Annotated in this window: 15 protein-coding genes; 9 read left to right on the top strand and 6 right to left on the bottom strand. The window is 61.4% G+C overall.

Features of this window, described 5'->3' with window-relative positions:
* Nucleotides 1-162 precede the first annotated feature (162 nt).
* From Thiowin_RS04290 to budA, 3 genes are all read left to right on the top strand, one after another.
* Nucleotides 163-2,031 carry a DUF294 nucleotidyltransferase-like domain-containing protein gene (locus Thiowin_RS04290; RefSeq protein ID WP_328986500.1) on the top strand — a complete coding sequence of 623 codons (1,869 nt, stop codon included), beginning with the start codon at nucleotides 163-165 and terminating at the stop codon, nucleotides 2,029-2,031.
* Nucleotides 2,032-2,163: 132 nt separating this feature from the next.
* Nucleotides 2,164-2,847: an exonuclease domain-containing protein gene (locus Thiowin_RS04285; protein ID WP_328986499.1), complete on the top strand. Its 684-nt coding sequence runs from the start codon at nucleotides 2,164-2,166 to the stop codon at nucleotides 2,845-2,847.
* A gap of 42 nt (nucleotides 2,848-2,889) precedes the next feature.
* The gene (budA, locus tag Thiowin_RS04280; RefSeq protein WP_328986498.1) at nucleotides 2,890-3,678 is read left to right on the top strand and encodes an acetolactate decarboxylase; all 789 of its coding nucleotides are present in this window, start codon (nucleotides 2,890-2,892) and stop codon (nucleotides 3,676-3,678) included.
* Between the two features lie 75 nt (nucleotides 3,679-3,753).
* Here budA and Thiowin_RS04275 read toward each other — a convergent pair whose 3' ends face one another.
* Together Thiowin_RS04275 and Thiowin_RS04270 are read right to left on the bottom strand one after the other, a co-directional pair.
* Complete coding sequence (locus Thiowin_RS04275) at nucleotides 3,754-5,244, bottom strand: L-lactate MFS transporter (protein WP_328986497.1); 1,491 nt, start codon at nucleotides 5,242-5,244, stop codon at nucleotides 3,754-3,756.
* A 10-nt stretch (nucleotides 5,245-5,254) separates the two neighbouring features.
* Complete coding sequence (locus tag Thiowin_RS04270; protein ID WP_328986496.1) at nucleotides 5,255-7,210, bottom strand: DUF4914 family protein; 1,956 nt, start codon at nucleotides 7,208-7,210, stop codon at nucleotides 5,255-5,257.
* A gap of 432 nt (nucleotides 7,211-7,642) precedes the next feature.
* Here Thiowin_RS04270 and nifE point away from each other — a divergent pair, with 432 nt between their 5' ends.
* From nifE to fdxB, 6 genes are read left to right on the top strand one after another with little or no spacing between them, the layout of a single operon-like run.
* Nucleotides 7,643-9,097, top strand: a complete 1,455-nt coding sequence (gene nifE / locus Thiowin_RS04265; RefSeq protein WP_328986495.1) for a nitrogenase iron-molybdenum cofactor biosynthesis protein NifE — start codon at nucleotides 7,643-7,645, stop codon at nucleotides 9,095-9,097.
* Nucleotides 9,090-10,472 carry a nitrogenase iron-molybdenum cofactor biosynthesis protein NifN gene (gene nifN / locus Thiowin_RS04260; protein ID WP_328986494.1) on the top strand — a complete coding sequence of 461 codons (1,383 nt, stop codon included), beginning with the start codon at nucleotides 9,090-9,092 and terminating at the stop codon, nucleotides 10,470-10,472. The genes nifE and nifN overlap by 8 nt, the downstream gene beginning before the upstream one ends.
* Nucleotides 10,473-10,505: 33 nt before the next feature.
* Nucleotides 10,506-11,009, top strand: a complete 504-nt coding sequence (locus Thiowin_RS04255) for a NifB/NifX family molybdenum-iron cluster-binding protein (protein WP_328986493.1) — start codon at nucleotides 10,506-10,508, stop codon at nucleotides 11,007-11,009.
* Nucleotides 11,006-11,488, top strand: coding sequence for a SoxR reducing system RseC family protein (locus tag Thiowin_RS04250; RefSeq protein ID WP_328986492.1), 483 nt, complete (start codon nucleotides 11,006-11,008; stop codon nucleotides 11,486-11,488). Before Thiowin_RS04255 ends, Thiowin_RS04250 begins: the two co-directional genes overlap by 4 nt.
* A 49-nt stretch (nucleotides 11,489-11,537) precedes the next feature.
* Nucleotides 11,538-12,011 carry a NifX-associated nitrogen fixation protein gene (locus Thiowin_RS04245; protein ID WP_328986491.1) on the top strand — a complete coding sequence of 158 codons (474 nt, stop codon included), beginning with the start codon at nucleotides 11,538-11,540 and terminating at the stop codon, nucleotides 12,009-12,011.
* A gap of 19 nt (nucleotides 12,012-12,030) precedes the next feature.
* A complete protein-coding gene (gene fdxB, locus Thiowin_RS04240) occupies nucleotides 12,031-12,342 on the top strand; it encodes a ferredoxin III, nif-specific (protein ID WP_328986490.1) in 312 nt (103 codons plus the stop codon).
* A gap of 430 nt (nucleotides 12,343-12,772) precedes the next feature.
* On the opposite strand, the gene Thiowin_RS04235 is transcribed toward fdxB, so the two are convergent.
* From Thiowin_RS04235 to Thiowin_RS04220, 4 genes are all read right to left on the bottom strand, one after another.
* Nucleotides 12,773-13,606 (bottom strand): SWIM zinc finger family protein, encoded by an 834-nt coding sequence (locus Thiowin_RS04235; RefSeq protein WP_328986489.1) that lies wholly within the window; start codon nucleotides 13,604-13,606, stop codon nucleotides 12,773-12,775.
* Between the two features lie 4 nt (nucleotides 13,607-13,610).
* Nucleotides 13,611-16,790, bottom strand: a complete 3,180-nt coding sequence (locus Thiowin_RS04230; RefSeq protein WP_328986488.1) for a DEAD/DEAH box helicase — start codon at nucleotides 16,788-16,790, stop codon at nucleotides 13,611-13,613.
* Nucleotides 16,791-16,879: 89 nt separating this feature from the next.
* A complete protein-coding gene (locus Thiowin_RS04225) occupies nucleotides 16,880-17,824 on the bottom strand; it encodes a restriction endonuclease (RefSeq protein ID WP_328986487.1) in 945 nt (314 codons plus the stop codon).
* Nucleotides 17,825-19,285, bottom strand: a complete 1,461-nt coding sequence (locus Thiowin_RS04220; RefSeq protein ID WP_328986486.1) for an NAD(P)(+) transhydrogenase (Re/Si-specific) subunit beta — start codon at nucleotides 19,283-19,285, stop codon at nucleotides 17,825-17,827.
* Nucleotides 19,286-19,289 lie beyond the last annotated feature (4 nt).

Raw genomic sequence — 19,289 nt, 5'->3', positions numbered from 1 at the left:
CTGGCATCCTTCTAAACCCTAACCTTGGCCCCGCACCCTGGTGCGGGGTTTTTTTTGCTGCAAATCAATCAACAATCGACCAGCCACACAAAGCCCCTGGACGCGGAGCGCGCGGCGACGCATGATGAGCGCTCTTGACCGCCGTCGTTCGCCGGAGCGCCCATGGACATTGAGCTGATTGAAATCCGCGATTTTCTGGCCAGTCATCCCCCTTTTGACGCCCTGCCGGAAGAGACGCTCACCGCATTGCCCAAAAGCCTGACAGTGCGCTATCTGCGGCGTGGCTCAAGCTTTCCGCCCGAAGACGAATCAACCCCCGCGCTCTATATTCTGCGCCGCGGCGCCATTGAACTGCGTGAGCGTGGTGGCGATCTCATCGGCAAACTGGCCGAGGGCGACACTGCACCAAGCGCCTGCAATGACCGGCGGGTTCAGCGCAACATCATCGGCACTGTTTCTGAAGATTCGTTGATCTATCTGCTGCCGTGCGAACTGCTTGGCCGACTGCGTGCTGAACATTCGGACTTCGCGGCCCATTTCGACCAGTCGGTTTCCGAGCGTTTGCGTAACGCCATCGACTTGGTCAAGGAACGCGGCAACCTCTCAAGCACCAGCCTGATGACTGTGCGTGTGCGAGACCTGATCGGCGAGCATCTGGTAAGCACGACGCCCGACACCAGCATCGAGCAGGCCGCGCGCATCATGAGTGAGGCGCGCTGTTCTTCCTTGGTCATCATGGAGGATCACCAACTGCGGGGCCTGCTGACGGTGCGGGATTTGCGAGATCGCTGCCTGGCCGCCGGGCTATCGCCGCAACGCCCGGTCAGCGAAATCATGACCCAACGATTGCACACCACAACGGCGGATACCCTGGGTTTTCAGACGCTCATCACCATGTCGCGGCTGAATGTGCATCATCTGCCGGTATTGCGCGACGGTCAGGTGGTCGGCGTGATTTCAACCTCTGATCTGGTGCGCTTTCAGAGTGCCAATGCCGTTTATCTGGTTGGCGACATCCATAAGGCTGAAGATCTCAAAACCCTGGTTGTCACCGCGCAAAAAATTTCGGAATTACAGATTCATCTGGTGGCCTCCGGCGCGACTGGCGATCAGGTCGGCCAAGCGATTACCGCGGTCACGGACGCGATCAACCAGCGGTTGCTTGAATTGGCCGAGCGCGAACTCGGTCCTCCGCCAATGCCCTACTGCTGGATGGTAGGTGGCTCACAGGCCAGGCGCGAGCAATCCGTACACTCCGATCAGGACAATGCGCTGCTGCTCGCCGAGGCGCCCACGCCGGAGCAGGATAGGTATTTTCAGTCTCTTGCCACCCTGGTCACCAACGGACTGAACGACTGCGGCTTTGTGCATTGCCCTGGCGATGTGATGGCCTCCAATTCGAAATGGCGACAGCCACTTGCCGCCTGGCGACATTATTTTTCTGACTGGATTGAACGACCGCAACCTCAGGCCTTGCTCAATGCGAGCGTCTTTTTTGATCTGCGCGCCCTGCATGACCCGGAACACTTGTTCTCGACCTTGCAGCGTGAGGTTCTGCGCAAAACCAGTGAAAACAGGATTTTTATCGCACACATGGCGGCCAATGCCATCAAACACCGGCCGCCACTGGGTTTTTTCCGCAATTTTGTGTTGATCCGCGGCGGTGATCACGACCAAACATTCGACCTCAAGCTGCGCGGCACCGTCCCCATTATCGACATGGCTCGGGTGCATGCGCTCTCAGCCGGTATTCCTGATGTTAACAGCCTTGAGCGTTTGCAGATGGTCGCCGGCAGTGCCGCGCTAAGTCGCGACGGCGCGGCTAACCTCATTGATGCACTCGAGTTTATTGGCACCCTGCGCGTGCGCCATCAGGCCAATCAGCTCCGTGCGGGTGTAGATGCGGATAATTTTCTCTCGCCGGATAGCCTCTCGGCGCTTGAGCGCGGTCACATGAAGGATGCCTTTACCCTGATTGCCTCGCTGCAAGAAACCCTCGGCCAGCGCTATCAGGCCGGACGCTTCGCCTAATGCGCAGGGGATTGACCAAGTCGGAGAATCGAGCAGCCGTCCAGGGCGCGCGCTGATTCCCGTTGCCTGGTCTATTGAAACCGCGCTGTCACCATTCAGGAACCGCCAACAAGACGGCTGCCCCAGATTCCCATGAACAACGACGTCCTGCTCGAAGCCCGCCGCCGCTGGACCATTTACAACCTGCCCTTCGGGGCGCTGCGCGATTGTTATGCGCAGCCACTCCCGCGTGCTAGGCAAGAATATCGCGATACTGATTATGTGGCGCTCGATTTCGAGACAACCGGCTTGTATCCCGTCAAAGACCAGATTCTCAGCTTTGGCTGGGTGCCGATCGATGGTAATCGCATTCGCCTGGATGGAGCCCAGCACCGAATGATTAAAGTCGATCAGGCTATTTCAGCCGAAAGCGCGGTGATTCATCAGATCACCGATGATCAGGCCGCGCGCGGCGAACCCCTTAAAGAGGTGCTTACCGACTTTTTGCGCGTTCTCGGCGGCCGGGTTTTGGTGGCCCATCATGCGCGCATTGAGCGTGGCTTTCTCGCCGCCGCCTGTCGCGATTTTTTTGGCGATGAGCCTCTTGTGCGCGTGGTGGACACCGAGGCTCTTGCCAGACGCAGCCTGGAACGCCGCCAGCAGGCCTACCGACCCTCTGATCTTCGTCTCCATGCGCTGGCCCAGAGCTATAACCTGCCGCAAATGACCGCGCACAATGCGCTCTCCGACGCACTGAACACCGCGCAGGTGTTCCTCGCCCAGATCGCCTATCTCGATACCGGGAAATCCCTGCGGCTACAAGATTTACTCACCTGACCACCGCGGCCGTCGGCCACTGCAATCTTCGGAGTCTCGACCATGCGCCTGTTTCTGCCCAGCGCGATCTTTTTCTTCGCCACGCAACTCCTAGCCACGGCGTCTGTTGCGCAATCCGATCGTGACACCCTGTTTCAAGTCTCCACCATCGATGCCCTACTTGCCGGCGTCTACCAGCCGCTGGCCACCCTGGATGAGGTACTCACGCATGGCGATTTTGGTCTTGGCACCTTTGCGGGTTTGGATGGGGAGTTGATTCTCGTCGCTGGGGATATCTACCAGGCCGCGGCTGACGGGACAGTGCGGAAAATGCCAGGCACCGCGGCCACGCCTTTTATCAGCCTGACCTGGTTCGACGCCGACGAACAGCTGCAACCACCGCCCGGGCTGGATTACGCGGCCTTTAAAACCTGGCTGGAAGCGGAACTGCCGAGCCCAAACCTGACCTACGCGGTGCGTGTGGATGGCCAATTCGCCAGCATTCACTACCGCAGCGTCCCCGCGCAGGAGCCGCCCTATCGGCCACTCAAGGAGGTCGCCAAGGAGCAGACGTACTTCAAGCGCGAAAAGATCGCCGGCACCTTGATCGGCTTCTGGTGCCCGAGCTATGTCAAAGGGCTGAATGTGCCCGGCTTCCACCTGCACTTTCTGTCCGATGATCGCGCCTCGGCTGGACATCTGCTCGACTTCAGCTTGACCAAGGGCAAGGTGACTCTCGATCCGACCACAGGCTGGACACTGGAGCTGCCAATGGACAAGGCCTTTCTCCGCGCCAATCTTGGCACGGATCGCGCCGAGGCCTTGCACGCGGTTGAACAGGGAAAACCCTGATCGACCGGGGCGACAGCTTGGTCCGTTGTGCGCGGGGGCATATTCCGGGGCAGGCGCGGCCTCTACTTTCCTAAATTAATGACTCATTAATGTGTCCTGTGCACAGGTTCGGGAACCGGGCTTGTCGCTTTGCGGGGGGCGCAATGCAAGGGTTAACAGCGCGGCTGCCAGGCACAGGAATCCGGCGCTCATGAAGGCGACATTGTATTCCCCGAGCTGAAAGACGCCGGTGGCGAGGCTTCCGGTCGCATCCAGCGCCTGGTATTGAATGCTCCCGTCCGTCCGCAGGAGCGCGGCGGCCAGGAAGGGGCCAAGCAGCCCACCGCTGCCGTAGGCGGTGAAGAGCAGGCCGTAATTCACGCCAATGTGGCGGGTGCCGAAGTAGTCGGCGCAGATGGCCGGATACAGGGCCAGATAGCCACCGAAGCACAGCGCGATCAGCGATACGCCGAGCAGATAAAGGGGATAGGGCCGCATCCAGTCAAGCGCGAATAAGACCAGTGCACACAGGATGAACATCAACACCAAAGTCGGCCTGCGACCAAGGCTGTCGGAGACCCGGCCCCAGAGGATGCGCCCGGCGGCGTTGAAGAGCGCGAGCACGGCGACCGCCATGGCTGCCGCCGAAGCAATATCGGCGAAGTACTCGTGGGAGACCGGAATCTCTGATGCCGCCGCTGCCGAAAGGCTGAAGGCCTTCCAGATTGGGGCTGCCTTCATGATCACCATCAGCCCGGCGGTACTGCCGGCAAGATAGGTGATCCACAGCAACCAGAAGGTCGGCGTGCGCAACATCTTGCCCGGTTTGAAATTGGGTGTGAAATCGGGTTTGGGATTGGATTCGGGTCTGGACTCTGGTGTGAAATCGCTCTGGCCCGATGGCTGGCTGCTGGTCGAGCACGGCGGCGTCCAGCCAGGCGGACAATAGCCAGGCAGCGGGTTGCGCAGCAACTGGGCGCCGAGGACCACCGCCAGCAGAAAGATTACACCCAGCACAATAAAGGTATTGAAGACACCCGCCTGGGGCAATGGAAAGAGTGCGACGCCGAACAGTTCGTAATCGCTGCCGCTGATGAGTGCCTGCGCCAGGGGCGCGAAGAAAAAAGCGCCGGCGCCGAAGCCAGCGACAGCCAGGCCGGTAATAAGCCCCCGCTTATCCGGGAACCATTTCACGCAGGTGGCGACCGGACAGACGTAGGCCATGCCGATGCCAATGCCGCCGAGCACCGCATAGGTGCCAATGAGCCAGGCCAGTGCCGGCCCCGACGGGAAGTGTCCCGTCAGCCCGGCAAGGATGAGCCCCAGTCCGAGAATCAGGCCGCCGAGGCTGCCCACCAGTCGTGGCCCCAACCGATCCTGGATGAAGCCGCCCAGGATCACGGAACAGGCAAGAACCGCGATGACCAATTGTGCTGGCAGGGTGACCTGGGTCTCCGACCAGCGCGGAAACTGGGCGAGCAAAGGCGTCTGAAACACACTCCAGATGTAGACCGCGCCCAGGCTGCCTTGAATGATCAGGGCCCCGGCGACGACACTCCAGCGCCTGTCGTGGTTTTTGGTTGCCACCGGTGATCCTTCAGCCCTCGTCTGGCTCAAGGCAAGGCAGATCGAGCAGCCCCTGGTAGTCCTGGAGGCTGCCGCCCGCGAGGCAGCACTCGATGATGCGCTGTCCGGCGGGGAGCAGGTCGGGGCCAAGGAAGGCCTTGAGTTCTCGGTGGAAGAACTCGGTCAGGATGGCGGCGCCCTCGTCATAGGCCGCTGGGCCGACCTCCGGCTGATGCTCGACCTCGAAAAACCAGTTACCTAGGGTGCTACCTTCCACCATGATGGTGCCCGGCGTGTAGCCCAGCAAGGTGCAGCGCGAGGGACGCATGCGGTTGGCGGCGAAGCGCGCGCCACCGCGGCGCGCCAGGTACTCGCGGGTGATCCACTGCGGCATGAAGCCAACCTCCCAGGCGCCGATATGCTGGTTGGGGATCAGCACATAGCGCACCTCGGGGGTGTCGATGATTTGGTTCAGCAGCAGGTTGGCATGATCGACCATGCGCCCGGTGGCGAAGGGCCAATAGGAGCCCACGCCCTCGGAGGTCATGCCCTCGGTCTCGACAATGCTCGGGTTGGCGTGGCCGCGTGGCGCAACCAGCCGCCACAGCCAGGCAAGGGCGGGCGGTAGCAGATGGAACAGGCCGATGATGCCGTAACTTGGTCGCTCGGTGGTGCAGGGCGGCGTGCGCACGCCCATGCTGCGCACATCCACGTCGACCGCGCCTTGCACGACTTGGGGAATGATTTTGCGCGGAATGATCACACGCGGATTCGGGCAGGGCTCGCCGGGAGCGTCTTCAATGTGCTCCCAAAGCAGGGTCGTGGCGCCGGGTCTTCCGTGTATGTTGAGAAACAAAAGCGGCTGCGGCGGATGCACTGTGAGCGCCTCGATGTGCGGATCAGTGCCATAGCGGTCAATATGGTTGCAACGCACGAACCAGGCATCCTCGGCATCCATCAAGCTCAGCTTGCCGTTGCCTTTCTCCAGCGAGGGGTGGCAGAGCGCCATGTCGTCGGTCACGGGGCGCAGATCGCAGCCCTTGGGAAGGGTGAACTTGCGTGTCTCGCCAGTCTCCAGGTTGCGCCCCAGCAGCAGGGTGCCGTCGGGCTGGCGGTGGGCATACTCGAGCATCTCACTCTTGCCACCGCCGCTTGCGCCTTCGTGCGAGATCACCACCTTATTCTCGTAAGGAGTGACCACTTGCACCGTGGCGCAGTGCATGGTCACCCAACGTTCTTCCTCACCGATATTGAGCAACACCCCGTAAACGCCCTTCTTGGCACTTGGACCGGGATAGAGGTTGTAGCTAAAGAGCTCGTGCAGGTTCTCGCGCCGATTATGAACGACGATCTGCCGACCTTCGAAGTGGGTGTGCCGAAACGGCGGCGCGACATAAATCAGTGCCTTGGGCTGGAAGTCCGCGGGCAGTTCCTCCAGAGGGACGATGCCTTGCAGAAGTGCCAGTCCCAGCGCGAAAAAGCCAGCATTGTCCGGAACAATCGCCAGTGCCTGGGTAGCTGGACTAGGCAGTCCGGCATGAAAGGCGAAGACCGCGAGTGGCTGTGTCTTGAGCCAGTCGAAGGTCGCCGCGCGCACCGGGTCGAAGGCCCCCCCAAAGCGGGCATCAAAGGTTGGTTTGTCCGTCGGGCGGTCGTCACCGATCACCAGGCAGTCCGGGTCGCGCCGACGCATGTAAGGTTCGATATAGTTCGCGCAGATGCCGTTGCGGGTGCGGCAGACCTCGGCCTCGACCACCCGGCCGCGGCCGGGAACCTCGTAGGCGACCTCCTGCGAGCCGTCGGTGGGTGCGTCGCGCACCGCGAGTTTGATCAGCTCATCATGCCTGCTGGCGATTGTCACGCTCGGTGCGGCGCTCAGCAGTGCGATGGTCTCGGGCGGCAGCGGCAGATCGAGCAGCCGGCGTGTTTGGGAATTTTGGGGTCCGCGCGAGTTCGGATGGGCAGGGGAGAAATCGGTTGGGGACATGCTTGGCCTCAATATCGAAAAAACTCCGGGCCATTCGAGTGTCTCGAAGAATGGCGGCCGGCTCGGTTGCCAGGCAAGCTCCAATCGCCCCGGCATAAAATCCAAACCGCGCCAACATACCCGCGACCTTGCCCAAGAGGCAAGTGCGAACGGCTACCTTGCATCCTTAAGCTGGGGTATTGGACTCGCCCAAATGGCCGGCCGTCGTCACGGAAACCGGCAACTTTCCTAACCAGTGTCGATAATCGTCCCCCCTTTGGTGGTTTGTTGCTTTTGCGACAAGCAGGTTTCTGGATTTTTTCATTCTAATCAATTCCTTGAATATATGGCGTGATCTTTGCTTAACGGGATTCATCAAGACGCTGGTTCCCGTAAGACGACACTAAAACGACGTCCATTGAACAAGGGAACAAGGCGCCAAAAGGAGTCGACATGAAGCAACAAGACATCGCGGCCCTGCTCGACGAGCCGGCCTGCGAACATAACCAGAAGTCCAAGTCCGGCTGCGCCAAGCTCAAACCTGGGGCGACGGCCGGCGGCTGCTCCTTCGACGGCGCGCAAATCGCGCTGCTACCGATCGCCGATGTCGCCCACATCGTGCATGGCTCCATCGCCTGCGCCGGCAGTGCCTGGGATAATCGCGGCACCCGCTCCTCGGGGCCGACACTGTTTAAGGTCGGCATGACCACGGACTTGACTGAACAGGACGTCATCATGGGCCGCGGCGAGAAGCGGCTGTTTCATGGCATCAAGCAAGCCATTGACAACTATGACCCGGCGGCGGTCTTTGTTTACAACACATGTGTGCCGGCGCTGACTGGCGATGATGTTGGCGCCCTGTGCCGCGCGGCCAGCCAGCGCTGGGGCAAGCCGGTGATCTCGGTCGACGCGGCGGGGTTTTATGGCACCAAGAACCTTGGCAATCGCATCGCCGGCGAGGTGATGGTGCGCGATGTCTGCGGCACGCGCGAGCCCGATCCCATTCCGCCCGGCATTGAACGGGCGGATTTCAAAGTCCACGACATTTGCCTGATCGGCGAGTACAACATTGCCGGCGAGCTGTGGCATATGCTGCCCTTGCTCGATGAGTTGGGGTTGCGGGTGCTGTGCACGCTCTCGGGTGATGCTCGCTTCCACGAGGTCCAAACCATGCACCGCTCGCGGGCCAATATGATGGTCTGCTCCAAGGCGATGATCAATGTGGCGCGCAAGCTGCGGGAAAGCTATGGCACGCCCTGGTTCGAGGGGAGTTTTTACGGCGTCGCCGATGTCTCGCGCGCCCTGCGCGACTTCGCCCGGCTGCTCAATGATCCAAATCTGAGCGCCCGCACCGAGGCGCTGATCGCGCGCGAGGAGGCGCGTATCCATCAGGCACTGGCGCCCTGGCGGGAGAAATTTGCCGGCAAGCGGGTGTTGCTCTACACCGGTGGGGTCAAGTCCTGGTCGGTGATCAGTGCGCTGCAGGATCTCGGCATGACGGTGGTGGCGACCGGTACGCGTAAGTCGACCGAGGACGACAAGGCGCGCATCCGCGCGCTGATGGGCGAGGAGGCGGTGATGATCGAGGACGGCAATCCACGCGGGCTGCTCGATCTCTGTGCCAAATACCAGGTCGACATGATGATCGCCGGCGGGCGCAACCAATACACCGCGCTAAAGGCGCGTTTGCCCTTTCTGGATGTGAATCAGGAGCGCGAGTTTGGCTATGCCGGCTATGAAGGCATGCTGGAGCTGGCGCGGCAGCTTGATGTGACACTATCGAGTCCGATCTGGTCGCGGGTACGCCGCGCGCCGCCCTGGCGTTCTGGTGTGAAGGCTGAAGCGAGGTCGGGGCAACTCGCGCCAGAGTCGGCCAACGCGACCGCGCAAGAGGTGGCTCATGGCTGAGATCGTCAAACGCAATAAGGCCCTGTCCGTCAGCCCGCTGAAGGCCAGTTCCACCCTTGGCGCCACCCTGGCCTTTCTCGGCTTCAATCGCGGCATCCCGCTGCTGCATGGCTCCCAGGGCTGCACCGCCTTTGGCAAGATTTTCTTTATCCAGCATTTCCGCGAACCCATTCCGATGCAGACCACGGCGCTTGATCAGGTGAGCGCCATCATGGGCAGTGACGAGAATCTGATCGAAGGGCTGCGGACGATCTGTGAGAAGCACCAGCCAGCGCTGATCGGCGTGCCGACCACGGGCTTGGTCGAAGCCCAGGGCACCGACCCCAAACGCGCGCTCAAAGAGTTTCGCGCCCGCTACCCGGGATACGACCAGGTTGCCATCGTACCGGTGCATTCGCCCGACTTCGCGGGCTGCTTGGAAAGTGGCTATGCCCAGACCGTCAGTCGCATCATCGAGGATCTGGTCCCAGATGCCGCCAGTGCCAGTACCCGTCCAGGTCGCCGCAAGCGGCAGCTGAATGTCCTGGTTGGGTCTGCATTGACGCCGGGAGACATCGAATACCTCAAAGACCTGCTGGAGCGCTTCCAACTGCGTCCGGTGGTGGTGCCGGATTTGTCCGACGCGCTCGACGGGCACCTGGCCGATACCGACTACAGCGCACTGACCATCGGCGGCACGCTCATCGAGGAACTGGCCACCCTGGGTGATGCGGCCGCCACCCTGGTCATTGGCCGGTCGATGGACGCGGCGGCCGACCTGCTCAAAGCCCGCACCGGGGTGCCGGATGTACGTTTTGCGCATCTGATGGGTTTGGATGCCATGGATGCCCTGGTCATGGCGTTGGCCGACATCAGTGCCGAGCCGGTGCCGGAACGAGTCGAGCGTCAGCGCGCGCAGCTACAGGATGCCATGCTGGACGCGCATTTCTCCCTCGGCCAGGGGCGCTTCGCCATCGCGGGTGATGGTGATTTGCTGCTGGGGTTCAGTGATCTGCTTGCCGAGATGGGCGCCGAGACAGTGGCTGCCGTGGCACCGGCCAATGCGCCCTGTCTGCGCGAGGTCAAAACCGCGCAGGTCAAAATTGGCGATCTTGAAGATCTGGAGCAGCTCGCTCGCGCGGCCGGGGCCGAGGTGCTGATCTGCAATTCTCACGGCGCGGCCTCGGCCGAGCGGCTGGGGATTCCGCTGGTGCGCGCCGGGTTTCCGCAATACGACCTGATCGGCGGCTACCAGCGTTGCTGGATTGGCTACACAGGCACGCGCCAGACCCTCTTTGATTTGGCCAATATCATGCTGAGCCTGGAGAAGGGCGACATTCATCCCTATCGCTCGCGGCTCAAGCAATGGCCGACCGCTGAGTGCCTGGCCGCTTGAGCCTGGCTATCCCAACAGACGCGGAGATCTCCAATGCCCGTTGAACGCCGACTGAAATTGCTGCATTGCGACGCACCCCTTGCGCGTTCCAGCGCCGAACCGGCAGTCAAGATCGCCTTTGCCAGCGCGGATCGGCGTCGGGTCGATCAGCATTTTGGCGCGGCGGCGGCTTTCGCCATTTACGCGGTCGACCGCAACGGCTGCGAGCTGCTCGAAGTCGTGCAGTTCGGCCAGCTCGCGATGGATGGACACGAAGACAAAGTCTCCGCCAAGCTCGACGCACTCAAGGGCTGTGTGGCCGTTTACTGCCAGGCCGTCGGTGCCTCGGCGGTGCGGCAGCTGCGGGCCCAGGGCATTCAGCCGCTGAAAGTCCCGGCTGGTAGCCTGATCAAGACCTTGCTGCGGGAGTTGCAGCGCGAACTGGCCGATGGCCCCAGCGCCTGGCTGGCGCGCGCCATGGCCATGCATCAGCCGTGCGCCAAGGGATGCGAGAAAGACCGTTTCGACGCCATGGAAGCCGAGGGCTGGTGTGAATGATTGAACAACCCGCCCGCGTGCTGGATGTGTTGCCGGAAACGCCGACCCAGCCGGCTCGCTTGTATCTTGAGGTCACTCGACGCCCGGTCTGCGGTGGCTGCGCGCACGCATCGGGTTGCGGTACGGCGGTGCTGGCCGAACTTTTTGGCCGCGGACGCTTTGGACAGAGTCCACTGCGTATGGAGCTCCCCATGCCAGCCGCATCCAAGCCACCGCGCCCAGGCGATGACATCCAGCTTGGCATTGCTCCTGGGGCACTGCTTGGCGCCGCTGTCCTGGCCTATGTGCTGCCCGTGCTGCTGATGCTGCTTGGCGCTGGGCTCGGCGCGCAGATGGCAGGTGATGTGCTGAGTGTGCTATTGGCCGCGCTCGGATTGGGCGCGGGACTCCTGCTTGGGGGTCTGCTCATCCGCATCCGCGCGGCTGCCGGCAAGTCCATCTCGGCGTCTGTGCTGCCGGCACGGGCGGACTCTTCCTAGAATTGCGCGCTCCCCATCGGAGCCGCCAAGACCACAACTGGAGACCTTCATGACCTCGCAAGCTATTGCCATCGATCCCGAAGACCCTGTGCTGCAAACCGCCTTTGGTACCGAACTGGTGCGTCAGATGCGCGCCTTCGATACCTACGGGCGGCTGGAGAACAAAACCAATGCCGAGTTGCTCGACCCTTTCATCCTGACACCCGAGCGCAAACGCGATATCCCCATCGTGGCCAATCCCGATGCCGCGGTGTTGGACCGCCTCGGTGCCTTCTATAACACCATTGCCGCCATGATCGAAAAAGAATGCAATCTCATGGCCTCACCCGTGATCAACTTAAGCGCCGAGGGCTTCGGCCGCGGGCTCATCATCGTCGGCAAACTAGTTGTGATGGATCGCGCGCTGCGTGACGTACATCGCTTCGGCTTCGCCTCCTTATCGAAGATGAAAGACGAAGCAGACAAGGTGCTGTCGGTTGCCTTGGAATTGGTCGGTCATCATTCCGAGGTCGCTGGCCTTTAAACTTCGAGGGGGTAAACGAATGAGCACCATTGTTGGATTGACCCGAGGCGGCACCGAGTGGACGCCGGCCTTTATCATGGCGCTGAACCAGAACAACTGCATCGGCTGCGGGCGCTGTTACAAGGTTTGCCCGCGTGATGTCTTTGAGCTGATTGATCGCGATGACCTCGATTTGAATGACGATGACGACTTCGACGATGACGATTTCGACGAAGCCCCCGGCATGGTCATGAACCTGAAAAACGTTCTCGACTGCATCGGCTGCGAATCCTGCTCGCGCGTCTGTCCCAAGGGATGCCTAAGCCATGAGCCGCGGGCTCTGGCGGCCTAATCAGGCTCCACGAGCCGCAGGCTCTGGCGTCATGCGATGTCAGAACCTGCGGCGCAGCTGCCCAAGCTTTGCCAGCAAGGGATCAGCAATTCCAAATTTGGGTGTTTCATGTCGTGTAGAAGCGGCTTCCAGTCGCTTCATGACGCGCCTACAGATAACCGGGCCGACAACCGGACGATGGAAAACGAAATATGGAATTGCTGACAATGCATCCTTCTACTTGCGCGCGCGTTTGCTCACTGTGCGCCTGCCCTTGAGGCATCTGAAAGCTACCTTTTTTCGAGCTGTCCGAGCAAAGCTTATCCTCTGCCTTGACATCCCAGCCAGCTCAATGCGCATCCATGCCCAGGCCTGCTGCCCCGAAAGCCCATAGCCGGCTAGCGGCTTTAATGAATCCGGTGGGTAATCCCCCGGCTCTGCCGGAAAATTGTTACTTCATCTTGCTTTTGACCCGCACCCGCTCGAACAAGGCCTCCATCACCTCGATGAAGGAATTCTCCCGCTCCCAAAAGCCCGGATAATCGCCTGCTTTTCTGACCAGAATGCCCGACACCACCGGCGGCGTGGCGGGTTCGATCTCGCTCGGCAGGCGTTTGCGGCCAGTCCAGAACGCCTGATAGTCGGGGGCCGTGGCGACCGGCTCGGGCCGGGTGAAAAAAGACGCTGCCGGTTCCAGCGCCGCGTCCGGCGTGTCCATCATCGCCACCAGCGCCTGACCCAGGGGCGTCTTGGCCAGCGCCCGATGCAAGTGTTCGCGCGACAGGCCACGCAGTTCAAACAGCAGAAACGGATCGCTGTCGAGCATCCTGGCGAGTCGGTAGTAGACGCCGGCGATGTGCTTGCAGGGGTTGGCGTAGTCGGGGCAGGAGCAGTCGGTTTGGGCGAAGTCCTTGCGGCTTTGCGGCAGCAAGTGCAGGCGCATGCCGGCGAAAACCTCGTCGATGCGCTCGGGCATTTCGCCCATTAGGAGTTGTGAGACCAGGGCGGCATTGCTGCCCAGAGTCGTGATGGCCTTCTTCCACTCTTTGTCTGGGATGGGTGTCAGGCGGATTTGAATGCTGTACTTGGGTTCTTTGTAGACGCCGAAATAGGGATTCACATTGCCGCGCACCTTGGCACTGACCAGGGCCTTGGCGATATCGAAACTGAGGATGCGGCTGTCGCCGCTATAGCCGCGACCGCGCTGGAGCCGTCCGGCATCCATGCAGCCTTCGAGCGCGGCGATGAAACGTTGCCCCCACCAGGTTTTGCTTTGTTGGGCCATGAGTTCAGTCCACCACCGCGTCACGATTGAGTTGAATCAGCGCCTTGAAGCCTTCGTTGTCGAGTTGCGCCAGCCAGGACTCATCACTGCCGACGATGGCGCCGGCGAGTGCCTTTTTGTCGCGGATCATCTCGTCGATGCGCTCCTCCAGGGTGCCGAGCGTGACCATCTTATGCACAAAGACGGTCTTTTCCTGACCGATACGAAAGGCGCGATCGCTGGCCTGATCCTCGACCGCTGGGTTCCACCAGCGGTCGAAATGAAACACATGGTTGGCCTTGGTCAGGGTGATGCCGACACCACCGGCCTTGAGGGAGAGCACGAAAACGGATGGCTCGGTCTCGGGGTCTTGGAAACGCGCGATCATCTCCTCGCGGCGACTACGCGAGGTGCCACCATGCAGGTAGAAGCTGTTGAAGCGCCAGTCCTGACGCAGCAGGCGTTCAAGCGCCGCGCCGACCTCGGTGAACTGACTGAAAATCAGCACGCTGTCGCCCTCGGCCATGACTTCTTCGAGCATCTCCTGCAGGCGTTGCAGTTTGTGTGAGCGCTCGGGGGTGAAGGGGCTGCCGTCTTGCAGGAACTGCGCCGGGTGATTGCAGATTTGCTTCAGGCGCATCAGGGTGGAGAGCATCAGGCCCTGGCGCTCAATGCCTTCTTTTTCTTCAAGATCGCGCTCGACCTGGCGCACCACGCTCTCGTAGAGCGCGGCCTGCTCGCGCCCGAGGTTGCAGTATTGGATGGCCTCGATCTTATCCGGCAGGTCGTGGATGATGGCCTTGTCGGTCTTGACCCGGCGCAGAATAAAGGGCTCGACCAGGCGCTTGAGGGTGGCGGTCTGGATGGGATCCTGGTCGCGCTGCACCGGCAGCTCGAATTGTTTGCGAAAGCGTGCCTGGGTATCGAGATAGCCCGGGTTCAGGAAATGCAGGATGGACCAGAGATCCATCAGCCGATTCTCCACCGGCGTGCCGGTCAGCGCCAGGCGATGGGTCGCGCGCAGCTTGCCAATGGCCTTGGTCTGGGCGGCCTTGGGATTTTTGATGTTCTGCGCCTCGTCGAGCACGACTCTGTGCCAGTCGAGCGCGGCAAGCACGGGCTGATCGCGTCGCGCCAGGGCATAGGAGGTAATCACCAGCGCTTGGCCGGCAGCGGCTTGCTTAAAGGCTTTGGCATCGCTGGCGCGTTCGGAGCCGTGATGGATCAGCACCGGCAGTTGCGGGGCGAAGCGCTCGACTTCCTTGCGCCAGTTGCCAAGCACCGAGGTTGGGGCGATCAGCAAGGTCGGGCCGGGCGTGTCACCATCGCCCGCTTCGCGTTCTTGCACCAGTCGGGCGATCACCTGCATGGTTTTGCCCAGACCCATGTCATCGGCCAGGCAGCCGTTAAGATTCAGGCGCTCGAGAAATTCGATCCAGGCCACACCGCGTTTCTGATACTCGCGCAGCTCCGCGTTCAGCCCGGGCAGCTCGGCAATGGGTGCGAGCTGACCGCGGTCGCGCAGCCGTTCGAGCATTTCGGCCAGGGCATCGTCGCGCTCGACCTCGAACAAATCATCGGTGGCGGTGCGCCGCAGCAGCGCCCGCGGATCCATCTCGGCGGTTTCTTGGCCGTGCTCGCGCCAAAAGCGCAGCATCTCCTGCATCTGGTCACGATCCAGCTCGACCCATTGGCCACGGAAGCGCACCAGGGGCGTCTTGGCGGCGACCAGTTGTTCCCATTCCTCCTCGCTGACAGCCTCATCGCCGATGGCGAGCTGATAGCGGTACTGAATGAGATTATCGAGACTGAGAATGCCGGTTCCCGCCGCGCTGCCAGAGGCTTTCTCGCGCGGTTTGCCGGAGCGCAGCCGGATGCGCACCCGCCGGCGCCCCTTGGGCGTCCACCAGGCGGGAACAATCACCTTAAAGCCGGCATCCTCCAGTATCCAGGCGTCTTCTTTCAGAAAGCGGAAGGCGGCGTCCAGATCCAGCCTGACCGACTGGGGCGTGGCGGTGTCGAGTCCCGACCATAATCTGGGCAGGATGCGCGCCGCCTGCCCCAGGTCGAGCAGCAGGCTGGTCTCGACAGCGGAGGGCGCGACACCGGCGCCGAGCTGCCGACAGGCCGCCTGGCGCTCGCTGGCGGACATGGCCCAATACTCGGCCAACTCCATGCGCCGAGAGGGGTCAGTCTTGGGCACGGCGACGAACTCAAGCGTCCAGTCATCATCGGTCTCGCGCTGGGGTTCAACCAGCCGGAAGCCGAGCGTGAAGGGCGCATCCTGTCCGCCGCCCGCGATGCGCTCACGCCACTGATGCCAGCGCCGATACTGCTCGAATCCAGTGCCGGGCGCCGTCCAAGGGCGAGCCGCCGGCGCCGGCGCCAGGCAAGCATCAAGCAGACTGCCCTGAAAGCGCTTGGCGAAGCTGGCGGGAATGGCCAGTCCACGCAAGATGTCATCGAGCAGCACCTCGCCGGCGTGACGCAGCAGGGATTCGGTCTCGGCCAGTCCGTCGCAGCCCGCCGCACAAGCCGCTGGCATGCACTCGACCGCGTTAGCAATAAGCTGCTCGTAGTCGTCCGAGGCCCAAGTCCAGCCGCCATGGATCTCATAAGGCGGCTGTTTGCGCTTGCCCTTGGGCGTCGGCGGCTGACGGTAAACCAGCGCGGGAAGATAGCGGTCGCGCATCAGCAGGCGTTTGAGGTTCTGCGTCAGCCAATACCAGAACAGAAAATCGCTGCCTGGTTCTAGTCCCTCGGCCTGATAGAAGGCGAGAAAATGGATGTCGGCCAGTTGCTTGATCGGGTATTCGAGCTGAAAGCCGTCAACCTCCCAGGGCTTGAGTTCGACCGCATCCTTGGACTCGCCGGCGTCGCTCTCCAATGGCTCAGGCCAGGATTTGGCAAGCTGGGGCGAGGGCAAGGGCGCCCCCGCCGCACTCGGCAACCAGATGCGCTGAGTGGTCAATGGCGCCTTGGCGGCACGCGCGGACTTGGGCGTCAGGCTCAGCTCCTCAAGCAACTCGGACCAGGAATGAACTGGCAATTGAAAGGGATGCGCCGCTGATTGACGAGCAGGCTTCCGGGGGCGCTCAGAACCGGCGCCGGCAGGCGGCAAGGTCTCCACCCACAGCCAAAAAGCGCCGCGCTGCACAAAGGCATCGGTTGGCTCAGGGAGCCAAAAGGCGTGAAGAATCCTCATTCATGCAACCTCGACAGCGGCGGTAACGTACTCGATTGGCGGCATGGGAATTGTGGGATGCAGGCAGGTTGATTGCGCTACTTGACGAATTATTCGTCATCCCAGAAATCGAGATCAACTTTCGGGATGGCGATGGATTCGTGACGAACGCCGACCTGATAGCAGATCATCAAACGCGTCAGCTCCACCCCATCAACCAGACGCAGACTTAACGCCCGCACCTCTGCTGCGGCTCTAGCGGCTCCAGCGGTGAACCGGCTGGTGGTGATGAAGACACCTTTGTTTGCACCTTTAAGGTGCAGCGCGCCAATAAAGCCATGGATCGCTTCTTTGGTAATGGGCCGATCCTCGGCATAGCGTTTTGCCTGAACATAGACTCTGTCGAGTCCAAGTCGATCCAGGGAAATGACGCCATCAATGCCGTCGTCGCCGGGTCCGCCACTTTGCTCCAAGGAGTCTTCATCGGCGCCGTAACCCATGGCGCGCAGCACCTTTAGCACCAAGCCCTCGAAGAACTCGGGATCCCTGTTGCGAATTCTGGCAAGCAAGTCAGTCCGGAGGCTGTCTTCAATCTCGGATAAAGCGCTGCCGATGCGGTCATCTGGTGTTCCCAGAAGGCTGTCGACACCGACTGAATCATTGGGCGGCGATCCTTCAGGCGATTCATCACTCGCCAAGGGTGCTGTGCGTTGCTTGGGATAGGCGAGACGCTTGAGTTCATCCGCGCAAAGTTTTGGATTCGCGCGGGCATAAGCGATTCCCTTGTCAGTGATTTGCCAAAAGCCTCGCTTGGGACTGCTCGAGAGTCCCTCGCGCTTTAGACGATCATGCGCCCAGCCAATCCGGCTTTTATAGACAGGATAGGTACCGCTGGGAAGCAATTCCCGCTTTTGGTCCGGTCCGATAGCAAACTGTTCCGCAAGGAGCCGCTGTGCTTCGGCTGTCGCCAAGCCACCTGGGTGCTCGGTCAGCAGGCGAAGCAGCGGGTCAATAAAACTGTCAAAACTCGGGATCGGCATCGATTTGATGCGCACTCAATGCCCGCCCCCCTTTAACGCGCTGACCATGCCATCGATGCTGTCCTTGGCATCGCCAAAAATCAGCGAGGTGTTGTCCTGATAGAACAGCAGGTTATCCACGCCTGAGTAGCCGGGGCGCATCGAGCGCTTGAGGAAATAGACCTGGCGCGCCTTGCCGGCTTCAAGGATGGGCATGCCGTAGATAGGGCTGGTGCTGTCCTCCTTCGCCGCCGGGTTGACCACATCATTGGCGCCCACCACCAGGGCGACATCGGCGCTTTGGAACTCAGGGTTAATCTCGTCCATTTCCAGCACCAGGTCGTAGGGGATGTCGGCCTCGGCTAAGAGCACGTTCATGTGTCCCGGCATGCGCCCGGCGACCGGGTGGATGGCGAATTTCACTTCCACGCCGCGCGCCTGCAGCAGTTCCATCATGTCCTTGATGGAATGTTGCGCCTGGGCTACCGCCATGCCGTAGCCCGGCACGATGATGACCTTGCCGGCGTCCTCCATCCAGTAGACTGCGTCCTCGACCGAGGCGGATTTCACACCCTTCTGCGCCGCCACCGCGCCGGCGCTGTCGCCGCCGCTGTCATCGGAGCCGAAGCCGCCGAAGATGACATTGATGATGCTGCGGTTCATCGCCCGGCACATGATGAAGGACAGAATGGCGCCGGAGAAGCCGACCAAAGCGCCGACGATGATCAGCAGCTTATTGTGCAGGGTAAAGCCGGTTGCCGCCGCCGCCCAGCCCGAGTAGCTGTTCAGCATGGAGATGACCACCGGCATGTCGGCGCCGCCAATGGGAATAATCAGCGTCCCGCCAAGTACAAAGGCCAGCAGTGTCATCAAGATCAGCGCCCAGATGGCGCCGGTCTGGGCGAACTGCACGGCGAGCGCGATGGTGGCGATGGCAATGAGCGCATTGAGCAGATGCTGACCAAAGAACTTGACCGGCTTGCCGCTGATCAGCCCTTGCAATTTGCCAAAGGCAATGACCGAGCCGGTAAAAGTAATGGCGCCAATAACGATGCCGGCGGACAGTTCACCCATCAGCAGCGCATTGAGATCGCCGCTGGCGCGCTTATTAAGGAAGGTCCCGATAGCGACTAACACCGCCGCCATGCCGACAAAGCTGTGCAAGGCAGCCACCAGTTGCGGCATGTCGGTCATCTGGATGCGTTTGGCAATCACCGTGCCGATGATGGCGCCCAGGATGACCGCGACGCCGATCAGCCAATAGGACATCACCTCGGCGCCGGCCAGGGTAGCGACAATGGCAATCAGCATGCCGAGCATGCCGTAGAGATTGCCACGCCGCGCCGTCGCCGGGTGAGTCAGGCCCTTGAGCGCGAGGATGAACAAAAACGCCGAGACCAGATAGGCCAGTGCTTGGGCATTGACTGACAGGCCGGAGGTCAGCACCTCGCCCAGGGCATGACCAGCGGCTTGCTTGAATTGGAGCCAGAGATCCATGAAG

The sequence above is a fragment of the Thiorhodovibrio winogradskyi genome (assembly GCF_036208045.1).
Taxonomy (GTDB): domain Bacteria; phylum Pseudomonadota; class Gammaproteobacteria; order Chromatiales; family Chromatiaceae; genus Thiorhodovibrio; species Thiorhodovibrio winogradskyi.
The sequence above is the reverse complement of the archived record's forward strand: the minus strand, read 5'-3'. Positions and strand labels throughout refer to the sequence as shown.

Bases quoted from the DNA above. Each gene is read 5' to 3' on its own strand.
- Thiowin_RS04290 (WP_328986500.1), top strand. From the start codon at position 163: ATGGACATTGAGCTGATTGAAATCCGCGATTTTCTGGCCAGTCATCCC.
- Thiowin_RS04285 (WP_328986499.1), top strand. From the start codon at position 2,164: ATGAACAACGACGTCCTGCTCGAAGCCCGCCGCCGCTGGACCATTTAC.
- budA (WP_328986498.1), top strand. From the start codon at position 2,890: ATGCGCCTGTTTCTGCCCAGCGCGATCTTTTTCTTCGCCACGCAACTC.
- Thiowin_RS04270 (WP_328986496.1), bottom strand. From the start codon at position 7,210: ATGTCCCCAACCGATTTCTCCCCTGCCCATCCGAACTCGCGCGGACCC.
- nifE (WP_328986495.1), top strand. From the start codon at position 7,643: ATGAAGCAACAAGACATCGCGGCCCTGCTCGACGAGCCGGCCTGCGAA.
- nifN (WP_328986494.1), top strand. From the start codon at position 9,090: ATGGCTGAGATCGTCAAACGCAATAAGGCCCTGTCCGTCAGCCCGCTG.
- Thiowin_RS04255 (WP_328986493.1), top strand. From the start codon at position 10,506: ATGCCCGTTGAACGCCGACTGAAATTGCTGCATTGCGACGCACCCCTT.
- Thiowin_RS04250 (WP_328986492.1), top strand. From the start codon at position 11,006: ATGATTGAACAACCCGCCCGCGTGCTGGATGTGTTGCCGGAAACGCCG.
- Thiowin_RS04245 (WP_328986491.1), top strand. From the start codon at position 11,538: ATGACCTCGCAAGCTATTGCCATCGATCCCGAAGACCCTGTGCTGCAA.
- fdxB (WP_328986490.1), top strand. From the start codon at position 12,031: ATGAGCACCATTGTTGGATTGACCCGAGGCGGCACCGAGTGGACGCCG.
- Thiowin_RS04235 (WP_328986489.1), bottom strand. From the start codon at position 13,606: ATGGCCCAACAAAGCAAAACCTGGTGGGGGCAACGTTTCATCGCCGCG.
- Thiowin_RS04230 (WP_328986488.1), bottom strand. From the start codon at position 16,790: ATGAGGATTCTTCACGCCTTTTGGCTCCCTGAGCCAACCGATGCCTTT.
- Thiowin_RS04220 (WP_328986486.1), bottom strand. From the start codon at position 19,285: ATGGATCTCTGGCTCCAATTCAAGCAAGCCGCTGGTCATGCCCTGGGC.